We start from the raw sequence: 15,031 nt of genomic DNA, 5'->3' as shown, positions 1-15,031 counted from the left end.
GAGCGAGGAGCGCGCCGGGATCATGTCGTGGAAGCCGGCCCCTCCTCCTTGTCGGCATCGGCCAGATCGTCGAAGGACGAATAGTTCAGGTTATAAAGCCGGGAATACAGCCCGCCCTGCTCCATCAGTGCATCGTGATTGCCGGTCTCGGCGATCCGGCCATCCTGCAGCACCACAATCCTGTCGGCGCCGCGAATGGTGGCGAGGCGATGGGCAATCACCAGACCCGTGCGCCCTTCCAGCAGCTTGACCAGCGCCTTCTGGATCAGCATTTCCGTATAGGAATCGATATTGGCGGTCGCCTCGTCGAGCACCAGTATCTTCGCATCGGCAATCAGCGCGCGGGCGAAACTCAGGAGCTGGCGCTGACCGAGCGAGAGGTTTTCGCCACGCTGGCCAAGTTCGGTGTCATAGCCATGTTCAAGCCGCATGACGAAATCATGCGCGCCGACGGTCTTGCAGGCCGCGATCACATCCTCACGGGTCGCCTCGCTCTTGTTGTAGCGCACGTTTTCCAGAACCGAGCCGGTAAACAGGAACGGCTCCTGCAGCACCATGGCAATGTTGCGGCCAAGCGATTCCTGCGTGACGTCACGCACATCCCGGCCGCCAACGGTCACCGAACCCCGCTGAACATCGTAGAAACGATGGACCAGAGCCATGGCGCTCGATTTGCCGGAGCCGGTTGGCCCGACAAGGGCGACCGTTTCACCCGGTTTGACTTCGAAGCTGACGTTTTTGAGCACCGGATGGCGGGGGGCGTAACCGAAGACGACATCGTCGAAGACCACCGATCCGTCATTGTCGCGCGGCAGCGGTTCGGCACCGGCCTTGTCCCGGACGGCAACCTCGACATCGAGCACCTCGATAATGCGCTGGCCCGATGCCATGGCCCGTTGCATCACGGAATACTGCATGGTCAGCGAGCGGATCGGGTCGAAGAAACGCTGGATGTAGAACAGGAAGGCAACCATGATGCCGACATCGAGGCTGCCGTTGAGCACCAGCGAGCCACCGCCGACGATGACGACGGCCATGGCGAAACCGGTCAGCGAATCGACGATCGGCACCATGATCTGGGCAAAGCGCGCCGCCCTGAGATGGGTCTGAAGATTGGCATGGGCCTTGTCGTCGAACAGGGTGAAATTGACCTTCTGGCGCGCCATGCTCTGAATGGCGCGAACGCCGTTGATGGCCTCGGCCAGCGCGCCATTGGTGATCGAATTGGTTTCATGCGCATCCATGAACGCCCGGCGGGCCCGCGGCAGCCAGAATATCCGCACGATAAACAGGATCGGGATCACGGCAAGCGTCAGAAGCCCGAGACGCGGATCGAGGTAGAGCATCACGAAGATGATGCCGATCAGAAGCGCCAGATCACCGACGGCCAGTACCGAGGTTTCCAGAAACTCCTGCATCGAGTTGACGTCGCCCTGCAGGCGCGACATCAGGCGGCCGACCTCGGTCTTGTCCATGAAGGACAGCGATACATGCTGCAGATGGGCAAACATCGCCCGGCGCAGATCGAACAGCACATTCTCCGCCGTCTTGCCGACCGTGCTCTCCTGCACATAGGACGCCACATAATTGATCAGGATGACGGCGACAAAGGCAATTCCGGCCAGAACCAGCGGTCGCCCCCCTTCCGCCTGCGGCGCCATGCCGTGGTCGATGGCATAACGGATGACCAGCGGCAGGATCAGCTGGGTGGCGGTGAACACCAGTACAGCGATCACGGACAAAATGATCTGACGGCGATAGGGGCTGACAAAAGCCCATATCCGTCCGACGACCTTGCCGTCGAACACCTTGCCGAACATGATTTCCTCGCTGTCGAGATGCGACCCGACAACAGCGCGCGGCGGCCGTATATCAGGGCCGCCGGCGGCTCCATCAGCTTCACGAAGCGTTGCCATCTCTGCCCTCCTCGATCTCGTTCAGCATTTCGTCACCGGGGCGAACCTGCAATTCGTAAAGCGCGTGATAGCGGCCGCCCTTTGCCAGAAGCGCCTCATGGGTGCCGCGTTCAACGATCTCTCCATCTTCCAGAAACAGTATTTCGTCCGCATGCATCAGCGACGACAGGCGGTGGGCAATGACGATCATGATGCTGTCACCCGCCATCCGGTGCATGGCCGAGCGGATGCGCTGTTCGGTGCCCGCGTCGATGGCTGCCGTCGAATCGTCGAAAACCAGGATCGGCGGCCTGAGCATCAGCACGCGGGCAATCGAAAGCCGCTGGCGCTGACCGCCGGAAAGCGACACGCCGCGCTCGCCGACAACCGTGTTGTAGTCCTGCGGCAGGCCAAGCACATAATTGTGGAGCTGGGCCGATTCCGCCGCCCGTTCGATGCGCTGATCGGAAGCCCACGGATCGCCATAGGCGATGTTGTTTTCGATCGTGGTGGTAAACAGGAAGGAATCCTGCTGCACCACGCCGACCGCGCTTCTGAGCGATTCCAGCGTCACATGGCGCACATCCTGGCCATCGATGGTGATTGCACCACCTGTGACGTCGTAAAAGCGCGGCAGAAGGCTTGCTATCGTCGACTTTCCGCTGCCCGGCGGGCCGACAATGCCGATCGTCTGGCCCCTGCGGGCGGTAAAGCTGACCTTCTTCAAAACCGGCCGGTCGGGTGCATTCGGATAGGCAAAATCGACATTGTCGAAGCGCAGCACGCCCTCTTTGACATCCAGAGACTTCGCATCGTCGGCATCGCGAATATCCGGTTCGATATCGAGAAGCTGGAACAGGCGATAACCGCAGGTGGAGGCGCGGGCAAACGAGTTCACCATCATGCCGATCTGGCGCACGGGCATCTGCAATATGGTCATGAAGGTGAGAAAGGATGTGAGCGTGCCGACACTCGTCTGTCCCGTCTTCACCTGATAGCCGCCAACGACCAGCACCAGCCCCATGGCAATGAAAAAGGAAAACGTCATGACACTGGTATTGCGCACGCGGATATCGACGCGCTCGTGCTGCAGGCCGAGCGTCACCTTCGAGGCGCGGTCAAACTTCGCCAGTTCGAAAGCCTGTGCGGCAAAGGCCCGGACCACGCGGATACCGCTCAGGTTTTCGTCCATCACCTGGGTCAGCACCGCAAGCCATTCCTGCAGCCGCAACCATGCGGCCCGCAACTGAAGCCGCGAGACCGCCGAGCGCCAGCCTACAAACGGCACAAAGCTCAGCGCCAGCAATCCAAGCACAAGATCGGTCGACAGCAGCATGAAGGCGCCGATGCCGATCAGCAGCGTGAGGAGGACAACGCGTATGAGCCCGGTGGAAAAGAACATCCGCACACCCTCGACATCCAGAAGGCCGACAGTGATCAGATCCCCGGAATGAACCCGGCCGTGAAAGCTGAAACTCAGATGCTGGATCTTTTCATAACACATCAGCCTGATCTTGTAGGCGACATGGTGGCCGACCGACTCGGCATAATAGTTCTGCACCATGGTGAAGATGCCGCGCGCAACGCTGACGAAAAGCAGCATCCCGGCTGTTGCCCACAGCGCCTGTTCGGCCGCCTGCCCCTGGGTCCCGCCGGTAATCACCTGCTGGGCCTGATCGACGGCGCGGCCAAGCAGCAGGGGGATCGACAGCTGCATCAAGACGGCAGCGACAGTTCCCGCAACGGCAAGCCCGACCTGCCAGGGATAGGCCAGGGTCATCCTGGTGATGCGGGTGAGCACGCCAAGCCCTTCGGAGACGTCCGACGGTTTGGATGAAAAGCTGGAGGCACGGGGTTTCAATGAGGCAGTTGCGGCTTCGCTCGACACGGCAGTTGCGTCCAATGGCTTGGTTCAAAAATGCGGAGAATGGTAATCGGGGGAGAAACGCAAAACTGAACGGAAAACGCGGATACGCGAAAACTGTTCTCCTGCAAGACCTTCGGGAACGCGTGGTCTCCTCTCCCGCACGTCCGATGTCTCGATGTGAGTCCTTGCGAACCTATCATAAATCGCAGGCGTCGTCGCCCGGGCGCAGCGCATTTTTTGCGTAGTGCTGCTTTCACAGGGCCACCGCCCGCATTGGAGACCGCGCCTGCTGGCGCGGCCTTCCCGCCATCTCAGGCCGCCTTGCGAAGTGCGCCAACAAGCGGCACGCCAGAGCGTTCGGCCATGCGCGTGCGGTAGGCCTCGACCGGCTCCGGTACGGCAAAGTCCGGGACGGTCGAAAGCGCGCGCAGAACCGGAAACAGCATGATATCGTCGATCAACGCGCCCTCGGGATCGGGCAGGAACCCGGCCAGCGCCGCAAGTCCCTTCAGCATCTCGGCCTTGTGCGTCTCCGTTTCGGCCAGCAGCGCATCGAAGGAGCCGAAATTCGCTTCCTTTTTCGCGGTAAAATAGGCACGGGCGGATTCGGTTCTGAATTCGGGAAATACCGGATCCGGCGTGCGCGGGATCACAAGCGCATCGATGGTGCTGCCCCAGGCACTGAGCCAGTCGGTAATTTCCTTGCGTGGCGTGCCGTCAAACAGGCGTTCGCCGGAAACGCCATCAACCCTGGCAACGATATCGAGGCTTTCGGCCATGTAGCCGTTTTCGTCCTCGAGGATCGGCGCCATTTTCTTGCCGATCATCCGGATCGGCGTTTCCTCATCGTCATTGAGCAGAAAGGCGAGTTCAAAAGGGATGTTCTTGAGGCCGAAGGGCATCCGGGCGCGGACGCAAAACGGGCAATGATCATAAACATAAAGCTTCATTGGTATTTCCTTACCGCTTGACGGTGACCGGAACGCCTTGCGGCGAACCACCGTCGCATTTCAGGTCAGTCACGTGCGAGCCGGCTTCGGGAGGAAAGCGCCGACCGACAGCAACGCCTGCCAGCGTAAGCATGTCTGCACCTTCGCACCAGCCCCCTGCCTGCCTTGCTCAAACGGCCAGCGCCGTTGCGCATATCATAGCGCGCGGGCCGGCCCGGAGCAGGCCACGGGTTAATATGGCGCGCACTTCGGAAATGTCGAGTTCGTCAGCGGTATGGCCGGCCGGATTATCCGCCCGCCGCGGCACGGTGGCCGAACCGGAACATCAGGACCATGCCGGCAAGTGTGAAAAGCGATGTGGCCAGGATGGCGGCATACCAGCCGAAAAACAGGCCTTCACTGCCGGCTGCGGAAATCAGCACGGAGCTGATGGCAATGCCGATGGACGAACCGAGATAGCGGGCGGTGTTGTTGGCCGCCGAGCCCATTGCCGCGCGTTCGGGCGGGACACTTTCGACGGCGGCCTGACCCAGCGCGCCATTGAGAATGCCGTTGGCAATGCCTGCAACAACAAGGCCGGGAAAAACCAGCCACCAGACGGCGCCATCTGTCAGCAGAAGCAGCAGGAGCTGCCCGGCGAGGCACCCGGCCATCGACAGAAGAACCCGGTTGCGGGAGGAAAGCGAAGCCGGCAGGAAACGGGCGGTGAAAGGCGAAATCGCCGTGATCCCCGACCAGCCCAGCAGAACGACCGCAGCCACGATCGGGCTCATGCCATAGGCGCGCTCCAGCACCGTCGGCACCATGGTCATCAGCGCCAGCACACCCGCGCCCGAGGCAAAGGCGGCAACCGTTGCACCGACAAAATCGGGACGGCGGAACAGCGCAAGCTGGATGATCGGATTTTCGACCCGTTTCTCAAGCCGCACGAACACGTAAAGCAAGACGACGCTTGCAACGAGAAGCGCCACCACAGAAAGCGTCAGGCCCAGCCGGATCTCGGTCAGCGCCGACAGCAATGCCCCCAGCCCGGCCATCAGCAGGATTGAGCCCATAATATCGATCCGGGCCCGATCGCCGAAGCTTTTGGGCAAAGGTTTCATCGCAGCGATCCCGAGTGCTGCGGACACAAGCGCGATCAACCAGTGGTCGGCGCGCCAGCCGCCGATGACCAACGTCAGCGAGGCAATGATGGGGCCGACGGCAACCCCGGCGCCGAGAGCCGCAGCCCAGACAGCGGCAGCGGATTTCAGACGCGAGCCGGTAAAAACCTGCCCGATCAGCCCGAGACCACAAGCCATGATGCCGGCGCTGCCGAGCCCCTGCAGGACACGGCCGATAATGAGAACAGTGGCATTCGGGGCCAGAGCGGATACGAGGGACGATGCCGCCGTCAGCCACAGACCGGCCAGAAACGTTTGCCGCCGTCCGCGGCTGTCGCCAAGCGCACCGGCCGTCAACAGCCCGACGGCCGCGCCCAGCGGCATGCCGCTCATCACCCAGGCCTGCGCACCGGCCGAAAGGCTTAAGCCCTGCGTCATCGCGTTCAGTGTCGTCAGCGGCGCGGTGAAAACCACCAGCGCCAGACAGGTCGCAAGCGCGACAATGATCAGCGTTGCACCGGCGCTGTCCCTTGCAGTCGTATTTTCCAAGTCAGTATCCGATTTTCCGGGAGGTCATCACGCACAGACAAACCGGTGATCGCCAGATTATTGGCCGCGACCACCGGTTTGGTTGTTGTCTCGCAGTGCGCACATGCTGCCTCAAGACAGCAGAGCCCGGGCGAGGTCCTCGCCCGGACGGGTTCCGTCAGCCGTTATAGTCGGCGTCGGAAACCTTCTCCATCCAGGTCACGGGCGAACCGTCAATGCTTTCCTGAATGGCAATATGGCTCATGGCCGTTTCGGGGGCTGCGCCATGCCAGTGCTTTTCTTCAGCGGGGAACCAGACGACATCGCCCTGCGAAATTTCCTCGATCGGTCCGCCCTCGCGCTGAACGCGGCCCTTGCCGAAGGTGACGATCAGTGTCTGGCCTGCGGGGTGGGTATGCCAGGCTGTGCGCGCACCGGGTTCGAAGGTGACATGCGCACCGCCGGTGCGGCCGGGTTCTTCGGCGGCAAACAGCGGATCAACACGCACCGTGCCGGTAAACCAGTCTTCCGGGCCTTTCATGGAAGGGGCGGATCCTGAACGAATAATTTTCATGATAAGTCTCCTTTAAACACGTTCAATCTTTCAGTTTTTCAAATCGATAGACCAATGCGGCACCGCCGGGCTGCCCATAGGCGAGTTCGGCGGTGACCATGGCGAAGGGTTCAACAAACCGGCCGGTCCTGAGCCCGCCGGCTTCCAGCGGTTCAAAACCGATGTCACGGATCAAACCGCCGGCCAGTTCCTTTGCGCCGCTGTCGTCACCATAAACCAGAAGGTTCGGACGCGGGGTCTGGGTGCGGCGGGCAAAAACCTTCGCAAAACTCTCCGACGGCACGGTATTGAAGCACGACACCAAGCGCGCCTTCGGGCGTTTTCGGGCCAGTTCTTCCGCACCGGAGGTGGTCATGCCGACCACAAGTTCGCTGTCGCTGTCGTTGAGCGGCACGCAGCAGTTCAGGACAACGGTTCCGGCCAGATCACCCGCCTGGCCCAGCACATCGTCGACGCGCGACCAGTGGACGGCGAGAAGAACGGCATCCGCACCCCTGACGGCGTCTGCGACCGTTGCCGTCGCCGCATTCGCCTGTTCTGCCAGTCGTTCCAGCTTTTGCGGACTTCTGGAATAGGCGAACGTGACCGAATGACCGCACTGCGCCCAAAGCGAACCGAGCTTTGCCCCGATCAGGCCGGATCCGAGAATCGCGATGTTCATGTCGATCTCCTTGCGCCCCGATATAAACCCCGACCCACTATGGAAAAAGGTCCGCTCATTCCTTGCAGCCATGAAAATCATTCATGGCTGCAAAAGGCAATGCGCACCTTTCCATCTGACTTTCAATGGCGATCAGCCTTCGCGCGATTCAAACACGTCCTTGGCCACCGGCATTGCGGAAAACACCTTCGGCCAGCCGGTATAGAATGCAAGGTGGGCCAGAACGGCGCCGGCTTCTTCCTGTGTCAGACCATTGTCCATGGCCTTGTTGAGGTGGAAGCTCATCTGATCGGGCTGACCGGATGCGATCAACGCGGCAACGGTCACAAGGCTGCGGTCGCGCGGCTCAAGGTCCGGGCGCAGCCACAGATCGAGAAACAGAAGCTGCTGGGTGTTGTCGACAACGCCCTGGCTGACATTGCCGTAATTGGTCGACACAAGTTCCTGGCGCGCCGCCTCGGCTTCCTCGTCCAGCGGCAGCAATTCCGGGTCCGGCGATGGCAGGTTTTCCGCAGTGACGCCGCGTTCGGCAAAAACAGGCTCCATGGCAGTCGCCGCAGCAGTGGCGTTGCCCCAGCCGGTGTAAAACGCCAGATGGGTGATGGTTTCAGCCAGTTCGGCCGGTTCGACGCCGGCATCAAGCGCAACGGCAGTAAACGCCGCCAGCTCTTCGGTCTGGTGCATGGTCATCATGGCGGCGAAGGTGACGAGTGCGCGATCGCGGGTGGAAAGCTCTTCACCTTTCCAGACCGTGCCGATCAGGTCCTTGCTCGAATAGTCCTGCAATGCCGGAGCGACCTTGCCGACAGCATCGGGAATCGTGGTCGAGACATCCTGTGCAGCGGCGCCGGTTGTCATGAAGGCAAGGGCGGAGGCTGTGATATATTTCTTCATTTCAGGTTTCCTCAAGATCCAGTGTCGGTCGCTATAATGGTTGTGACACTCATGATCTGGGGCGGGAACGGCCGCAGATAATACCCGGCTGCGCGAATACACTCATGCCTGAGGTTCATGAATGAGCTCAGGCCCGCTCGCGCAAGGCATCCAGCACGACCTGGAAGGCCGAAGACGGCCGTTCGCGGCTGGGATAATAAAAGTGGAAGCCCGGAAAATAGGGGCAATACGGCTCAAGGCAAAGCTCCAACTGGCCGGATGCGATCTCGGCATCGACAAGCCCTTCGGGCACAAGCGCAAGGCCATAACCGTCGCACGCGGCCCGCGCGACCGGGTTGATCGTGTTGAAACATATCTGCCCGTCAACCTTGACCCGGATATCCTTGCCGTCCTCATCCTCGAATTCCCAGGCATAAAGCGCACCATGGGTGGACAGGCGCAGATTGATGCAGCGATGTTCGCTGAGCTGTTGCGGTGTTTCAGGCCTGCCGCGCGCGGCGAAATACGCAGGCGAACCGACACAAACCATGCGTTCGTCGGGGCCGATACGAATGGCAATCATCCCCTCGCTCACCTGCTCGCCATAGCGCACGCCGGCATCGCACTGGGCAGAGGCCAGATCGGTAAAGCCATAATCCACCACGAATTCGACATTGACCCTGGGATGGTTTTCGAGCACCGGCGCAAGCTTCGGCCACATCAGCTTGTCGATGGCATAATCCGTCGACACGATCCGCACCGTGCCCGAGGGTTCGCCCCGGCTGTCGGTCAGCGCCTGCAAACGCGCTTCGATGGTCTCGAAACACGGGCCCAGCGTCAAAAGCAGATCTTCGCCCGCGATGGTCGGCGCCACGGAGCGCGTCGTTCGGGTCAGAAGCCGCAGGCCCAGCCGGGTTTCGAGCGCCTTGATGGTGTGGCTGAGCGCCGACTGGGAGACATTGAGCCGGGCCGCCGCACGGGTGAAACTGCGTTCCTCTGCGACAACCGACAATGCAATCAGATCATTGATATTCTCACGCAGCATGACTGTCTCCGAACGTTAAGGCGGGATGGCCGGATCGTATATATGTGCTCCGTTCATGAAAACCCACATTCATGTACAAGACAACACAGTGCCCCGCTCTGTTTGCGGTGTTTCTACACGGCCGACGATCGGAACATGAACCGGCTTCATTGTTGTCATGAATGTCATCCGCTGGTTTCAGCAGCGCACCGCCCCCAAATTCAAACAGAGGCGTCGGCATGCCTGAGCAGCATCGACCGGTTTTGACGCCAGAACAACGGGAAGGAGCAATCATGCAGAAGCGAAAGCTTGGAAGCGGACTGGAAGTGTCTGCGCTGGCACTGGGTGCCATGGGATACGGCAAGGGCCGTGAAATCGACGACAGACCGCAGATGATTGCGCTGCTGCGCGCAGCCGTCGACCATGGCATGGACTTTTTCGATACAGCCGAAGTCTACGGCCCCTGGAGCAACGAGGAGATGGTCGGCGAAGCCTTTTCCGACATGCGCGACAAGGTGAAGATTGCGACCAAATTCGGCTGGGATATCGACCAGGAAACAGGCGAGCACCGCGGTGGCGTCAACAGTCGTCCCGAACAGATCCGCTCGGTGGCCGAAAAAAGCCTGAAACGGCTCAGGACCGATTATATCGACCTGTTCTATCAGCACCGCGTCGACCCCGATGTGCCGATGGAAGATGTCGCCGGAACGGTCAAAGACCTGATCGCGGAGGGCAAGGTTCGCTGGTTTGGCCTTTCGGAAGCCGGCGCCGGTTCCATCCGCCGCGCCCATGCGGTGCAGCCGGTCGCCGCACTTCAGAGCGAATATTCGCTGTGGACCCGGGAGCCGGAGGACGAGATCATCCCGACGCTTGAGGAACTGGGTATCGGGCTGGTGCCGTTTTCGCCGCTCGGCAAGGGTTTCCTCACCGGCAGGATCGACACCAGCACGCAATTTGCGGACAACGACCTCCGCGCCCAGATACCCCGCTTTCAGGGGGATGCCCGAACGGCCAATCTGGAAATCGTCGATCTGCTGAAGCGGATGGCAGCGAGGCATGGCGCGACACCCGCCCAGGTCGCGCTGGCGTGGCTGTTGGAGCAAAAGCGATGGATCGTGCCGCTTTTCGGCACCCGGCGGATAGAGCGGTTCGAGGAAAATATCGGCGCGCTCCACATACGCCTGTCTGCCGCCGATCTGGCCGAAATCGATGCCGCCGGTTTCCGCACGACAGGGGAACGCTACCCCGAGGCAATCCTGAAACGCTCAGGGCTATAGATGTAGGCGCTCAGCACGGCCAGCCGCCCGAAAGGACGGCTGGCGTGTGTTGTTTCAGCCCTTGGCTGCGGCCGACTTTTCAATCGCGTCCAGCACTTCGTGCAGGGCCACGCCATCTGCAAATGTCGGCGCGGTGCGGGTGCCGTTTTGAATGTCGTCGGCAAGACGGGCATAGATACCGGCGACATTGCGGGCGCCGGGAAATTCGGGCTTGCCTTCATAAACGGACGGGTCGGGCATCTGATCGCTCAGCACCTTCTCCTCGCCATGCGCGCCCTTGATGGTGAGCTGCACCATCTGGGCATGGCCAAGACCGGCCGTCACCTGGATATCACCCTCGGTTCCGTTGATTTCCCAGAGGAAATTGGTGCCGCGATTGACGCCGCCCTTGTAGTGCAGCGAGAAAGCGGCACCGCTTTCCATCCTGCCCTGCACCATCACCTGGTCGGCCGCCGTCTTCGGCTTGTCCTCATGCGTATCGGTGACGGTGACCGTCTTGAAATTGAAGCCGAGTGTAGCATCCAGCGGACCGAATTCGCCCAGAACATCCTTCACGGCCGCCAGCGTATGGGCCATCGGGATATCTTCCATCCTGGCGCCGTTTGCGGCGTCGAAGAGGTAGTAGAGCGCCGAGCTTGTCTCATTTGCCCAGTTGCCGCCGGTTCCGATCAGCGAGGTGGACAGCACCCTGCCGACATAACCATCGGCAACCAGTTTTTTCAGATGCAGGATTTCAGGCGCGGCGCGGGCCTGAGTGCCGACAACCGCAACAACACCTTTTTCGTCTGCCAACGCGGCAAGCGCCTTCGCCTCTTCCAGCCCGTTGCCGAGCGGCCATTCGCAATAGACGTGTTTTCCCGCATTCAGCGCCAGCGAAACCAGTTCGAAATGATAGGGCACCTTGACCGTGACCACGACCAGATCGATTTCAGGCGAGGCGGCAAGATCGGCCGGGGTGTCGAAAGCATGCTTCAGGCCCAGCGCTTCAGCGGTGCGTCGGCCACTTTCCGGCGATGAATTGGCAACACCGACGACTTCGAAACGATCGCCGAGCGATTTCAGCGCGGGAATATGCGCCGTCGATGCCCAGTTGCTGTCGGGATTGAGGCCGATAAAGCCGACGCGAATTGGAGTATTGGCCATGATTTTCCTCTTTGGTTGCCTGGAAGGTCAGTGCCTGCGGGGCGGCGGCCGCAATGACCGCCTCCGTTCTGATCGGGAAACGGAGCGCGGAACAGAATTGCGCTCACACACAGGCGCTTTGCTCCGCTGCACGAAGCCATGCGCAACCGGCGCCAAAACCGGTCATCAACACGCCCGCCCCGCGTGGTTTCGATCGTTAGTTCAGTCCGCCAGCCTTATCTGCACGGTGACCTCGCCGGCCTGCGTCAGGGCATTGATCGGGCCGTCGAATTCGCCGAGGCGAAGCAGGCCGCGTGAATCGGAAAACGGCTTGGTGAAGATCGCGATATTGCTCCACGGCACATATTGCGTGATATCGCCCTTTTTCGGCTTGTAGCTGGCCGGCGCATCGGTCGTATCGAGCTTGCGCGGCAGATCGGCGGTCTTTTCCACGCCGTTATAGTCGCTCAGTTTCAATTCGAGCGGCAGTAGCGAGGCGAAATCCCGGCCCGCTGGCGTATCATCAAGCGTTGCGGTCAACACCTGGTCGCCGGCGATAACTTCTATTCTGATCATTTCGGCTCCTTTTGTGGTCCTGATCCCGGCATTCGGAAAACCGGCAGCAAGGAAGACGAATGCCAGCATGGCAACGGTTGCGTACACACGATATCGAATCATCATCTCTCCCTTTGCCTCTTTGAGGGTTAGATGGAGCATTTGAGCCCCGGGATAATACCCCGCATGGCACAACCACTCATGAACCAGTCTCATCAATTATACAGACGTCGCTGCAGGATGCGCTAGCCGGTGCGTCCTTTATTGTCGTCGCCCCCTCAAGGGCAGGGTTATCGCAGATGGCCTTGGACCTCGCTCCATATACTCTCTCCCGCTTGCGGGAGAGATGCCCCCGAAAGGGGTAGTGAGGGTGAAGCAGCGTGTCAATTTCGTGAGGGCGTCCGCGTGGATAGGCTCCCCCTCACTGTCGCTTTCGCGACATCTCTCCCCTCCGGGGCGAGAAGACTTGGGGCTGTGCGGCAAAGCCATATGCGATAGCCCTCCCCTTGCCGCTGCAGCCGCATGCCATGGCCAAGGAGGGGAATTCCGCTCCCGGCCAATGTCTGCCGGGAGGGAGGTTGCGCGTTTCGCAAGTTCAGAGGGTTTTCAGCCCTCTGCGTCGTCATCATCGCCGAAGGCGACGAGTTTGGAACTGTAGGTCTTTTCGCCCAGACGCTCGATCAGGTCGAGTTGAAGTTCGAGCCAGGCCTTGTGGCCTTCCTCGTCCAGCACGATCTTTTCAAACAGGGTGCGCGTGCCGATATCGCCAAGGTCTGCGGCAAGCCGGGCGCCCTCCGTATAGACCTTGATCGCCTCTTCTTCGTCGGCCATATCCGATTTGAACATCTCCGGCAGGGAATTGGCCTTCTTCGGCGCCTTGTCAAAGCCGAGTTCCGGCGCTTCCTTGAGGAAAAACAGTCTTTCCATGAACAGATCGGAGTGGCCGAGTTCCTCGGTCATTTCCTCGCGCATCTGTGCAGCAAGCTTTGTCAGCCCCCAGTCGTCAAGCGTATGCGCGTGCAGCTGATACTGATGTGCAGCAGTCATCTCCATGTTGACGGCCCGCTGCAGATATTCAATCAACTTGTTGTTCGTCATCGCTTTACTCCTTTTGGTTCAGATATTCGGGCCAACCCGTTTGCGCCGCTGCATCTCAGACAGCACCGCATGCCCCATCCCGCGAACATGAATGCCGCACCGAACGCACTGGCGCTCGTCACAGCAAACGCTTCGTCACGTCAGGCTTCGGGCCGGCGGCAGGCTATCACCACGGACGTGGCGCCGAAATGATCGCGGACAAGCAGCCGAAAATTCTTCGGTTCCTGCATCCCGGCACGGACACTTGCATCGGCCGTGTTCAGTTCGTCAAACGCATACTTCCTTGTATTTGTTGCACAGTTTCTCAGCTATTTCGCCTAGCCGCGAAACGCCCTGAGATAGTGTTTTTCAAAATACCGTTTCAGCCAGTGGAAGATCCTGCTTCTCGGCAGAAGGATGTTGCGCCTGAGGTTGCGGAAAACAAGAACGCCGGTGTCCAGCATATCGACGATGCAGATCAGTTCAGGCTTGAAGGCGCGGCGCGGTTGCTTGCCTTCAAGGGCAAGAGCGATATTTTCCGCCGCCGCAATCCCCTGCAAATCTGCCTGATGGGCCTGTTTCGGCATCCAGTCAGGCCCTGGATAGGACCCGGCGTCGCCAACCACCCACAGACCGGGCCGGTCCCTGACGCGGCATTTTTCATCCGCCGCAACCATGCCGCCGGGCGATAGCGGCAAATCTGCGTTCTCCAGCCAGGACGGCCCCGTAAGCCCCGGCATGAACAGGATCAGATCCGCGTCAAACGCGCCGCCTTCGGTGATGACCTTGTGTTCTTCGAAACCGACCATCTTGTGTCCAAGGCGGGTTTCGATATCGCGCCGTTCCATTTCCTTCAGCAGGGCATCGACAGCCTTGTCGCCGAGGCGCTGACCGGGCCGGTTGGATGGGTTGAAGAACACCAGCCGAAATTTTTCGCGCCGCTTCTGCTTTCGCAACATCGTGTCGATGATGAACAGAAATTCAAACATCGGCCCGCCGCGCACAGCCCCCTGCTCCTTTGGATTGGAGGCAAAGCCGATGGCAATGGTGCCGCCGTCCATATCGGCAAGGCGGCGGGCGATCTCTTCACCGACCGCGATCCCTTCACACGGCACCAGAGCATGCTCGATGCCGGGCAGTTTCCGGATGAACCGGCCACCGGAGGCAATCACCACCTGATCGGCCTGATACGTGCCGTTATCGGTCAGCACCGTGCGGCCATCCCCTTCAAGGCCCGTGACGCGTGCCCGAACATAATCGAGGCGATGTCTGGCGAAAAAGCCCGCCAATGGCACTTTCAGCTCATCTCCGCGGCGCAGTTCTGCCGGCAGCCAGATCGCGCTTGGAAGATAGTGAAGCGTATCGCGCGGCGAGATCATCGTGATTGTCACCGCACTGTCCCGCTTGCGCAATTCACGCGCTGTGGTGAGCGCCGCAAACCCTGTTCCGATAATGATTACACTGGCCATCGCGTCGATCTTCCATAAATATACGATTATTCATACATACGTATTAATATCGTAAA

Annotated in this window: 13 protein-coding genes; 1 reads left to right on the top strand and 12 read right to left on the bottom strand. The window is 60.3% G+C overall.

The window, feature by feature from the left end; translation table 11 throughout:
* Positions 1 to 20: 20 nt before the first annotated feature.
* The 8 genes from ACHZCU_RS12815 to ACHZCU_RS12780 form a co-directional block, all read right to left on the bottom strand.
* Positions 21 to 1,916 (bottom strand): ABC transporter ATP-binding protein, encoded by a 1,896-nt coding sequence (locus ACHZCU_RS12815; protein ID WP_319519081.1) that lies wholly within the window; start codon positions 1,914 to 1,916, stop codon positions 21 to 23.
* Positions 1,900 to 3,783 carry an ABC transporter ATP-binding protein gene (locus ACHZCU_RS12810; RefSeq protein WP_319519080.1) on the bottom strand — a complete coding sequence of 628 codons (1,884 nt, stop codon included), beginning with the start codon at positions 3,781 to 3,783 and terminating at the stop codon, positions 1,900 to 1,902. The genes ACHZCU_RS12815 and ACHZCU_RS12810 overlap by 17 nt, the downstream gene beginning before the upstream one ends.
* 290 nt (positions 3,784 to 4,073) lie before the next feature.
* Entirely contained in the window at positions 4,074 to 4,712 is a 639-nt protein-coding gene (gene grxB, locus ACHZCU_RS12805) for a glutaredoxin 2 (protein ID WP_319519079.1), read from the bottom strand.
* Positions 4,713 to 4,999: 287 nt separating this feature from the next.
* Positions 5,000 to 6,364 carry an MFS transporter gene (locus tag ACHZCU_RS12800; protein WP_319519078.1) on the bottom strand — a complete coding sequence of 455 codons (1,365 nt, stop codon included), beginning with the start codon at positions 6,362 to 6,364 and terminating at the stop codon, positions 5,000 to 5,002.
* A gap of 157 nt (positions 6,365 to 6,521) precedes the next feature.
* Positions 6,522 to 6,917 carry a cupin domain-containing protein gene (locus tag ACHZCU_RS12795; RefSeq protein WP_106302553.1) on the bottom strand — a complete coding sequence of 132 codons (396 nt, stop codon included), beginning with the start codon at positions 6,915 to 6,917 and terminating at the stop codon, positions 6,522 to 6,524.
* A 22-nt stretch (positions 6,918 to 6,939) separates the two neighbouring features.
* Positions 6,940 to 7,578 (bottom strand): NAD(P)-binding domain-containing protein, encoded by a 639-nt coding sequence (locus ACHZCU_RS12790; protein ID WP_319519077.1) that lies wholly within the window; start codon positions 7,576 to 7,578, stop codon positions 6,940 to 6,942.
* 132 nt (positions 7,579 to 7,710) lie between these two features.
* Complete coding sequence (locus ACHZCU_RS12785) at positions 7,711 to 8,472, bottom strand: carboxymuconolactone decarboxylase family protein (protein WP_319519076.1); 762 nt, start codon at positions 8,470 to 8,472, stop codon at positions 7,711 to 7,713.
* 127 nt (positions 8,473 to 8,599) lie between these two features.
* A complete protein-coding gene (locus ACHZCU_RS12780) occupies positions 8,600 to 9,496 on the bottom strand; it encodes a LysR family transcriptional regulator (RefSeq protein WP_319519075.1) in 897 nt (298 codons plus the stop codon).
* Positions 9,497 to 9,768: 272 nt separating this feature from the next.
* On the opposite strand from ACHZCU_RS12780, the gene ACHZCU_RS12775 reads away from it, so the two are divergent.
* Positions 9,769 to 10,752 carry an aldo/keto reductase gene (locus tag ACHZCU_RS12775; protein ID WP_319519074.1) on the top strand — a complete coding sequence of 328 codons (984 nt, stop codon included), beginning with the start codon at positions 9,769 to 9,771 and terminating at the stop codon, positions 10,750 to 10,752.
* Between the two features lie 54 nt (positions 10,753 to 10,806).
* Here ACHZCU_RS12775 and ACHZCU_RS12770 read toward each other — a convergent pair whose 3' ends face one another.
* The 4 genes from ACHZCU_RS12770 to ACHZCU_RS12755 form a co-directional block, all read right to left on the bottom strand.
* Complete coding sequence (locus ACHZCU_RS12770) at positions 10,807 to 11,895, bottom strand: Gfo/Idh/MocA family oxidoreductase (protein WP_319519073.1); 1,089 nt, start codon at positions 11,893 to 11,895, stop codon at positions 10,807 to 10,809.
* Between the two features lie 201 nt (positions 11,896 to 12,096).
* Positions 12,097 to 12,450, bottom strand: coding sequence for a cyclophilin-like fold protein (locus tag ACHZCU_RS12765; RefSeq protein ID WP_319519072.1), 354 nt, complete (start codon positions 12,448 to 12,450; stop codon positions 12,097 to 12,099).
* A gap of 585 nt (positions 12,451 to 13,035) precedes the next feature.
* Positions 13,036 to 13,527 carry a bacterioferritin gene (locus tag ACHZCU_RS12760; RefSeq protein WP_319519071.1) on the bottom strand — a complete coding sequence of 164 codons (492 nt, stop codon included), beginning with the start codon at positions 13,525 to 13,527 and terminating at the stop codon, positions 13,036 to 13,038.
* Between the two features lie 317 nt (positions 13,528 to 13,844).
* Positions 13,845 to 14,975: an FAD/NAD(P)-binding oxidoreductase gene (locus tag ACHZCU_RS12755; protein WP_319519070.1), complete on the bottom strand. Its 1,131-nt coding sequence runs from the start codon at positions 14,973 to 14,975 to the stop codon at positions 13,845 to 13,847.
* Positions 14,976 to 15,031 lie beyond the last annotated feature (56 nt).

Origin of the sequence: uncultured Martelella sp. (assembly GCF_963677965.2) — a bacterium.
Classification (GTDB): domain Bacteria; phylum Pseudomonadota; class Alphaproteobacteria; order Rhizobiales; family Rhizobiaceae; genus Martelella; species Martelella mangrovi.
Note: the sequence above shows the minus strand (reverse complement) of the source record. Positions and strands in the feature narration are given on the sequence as shown.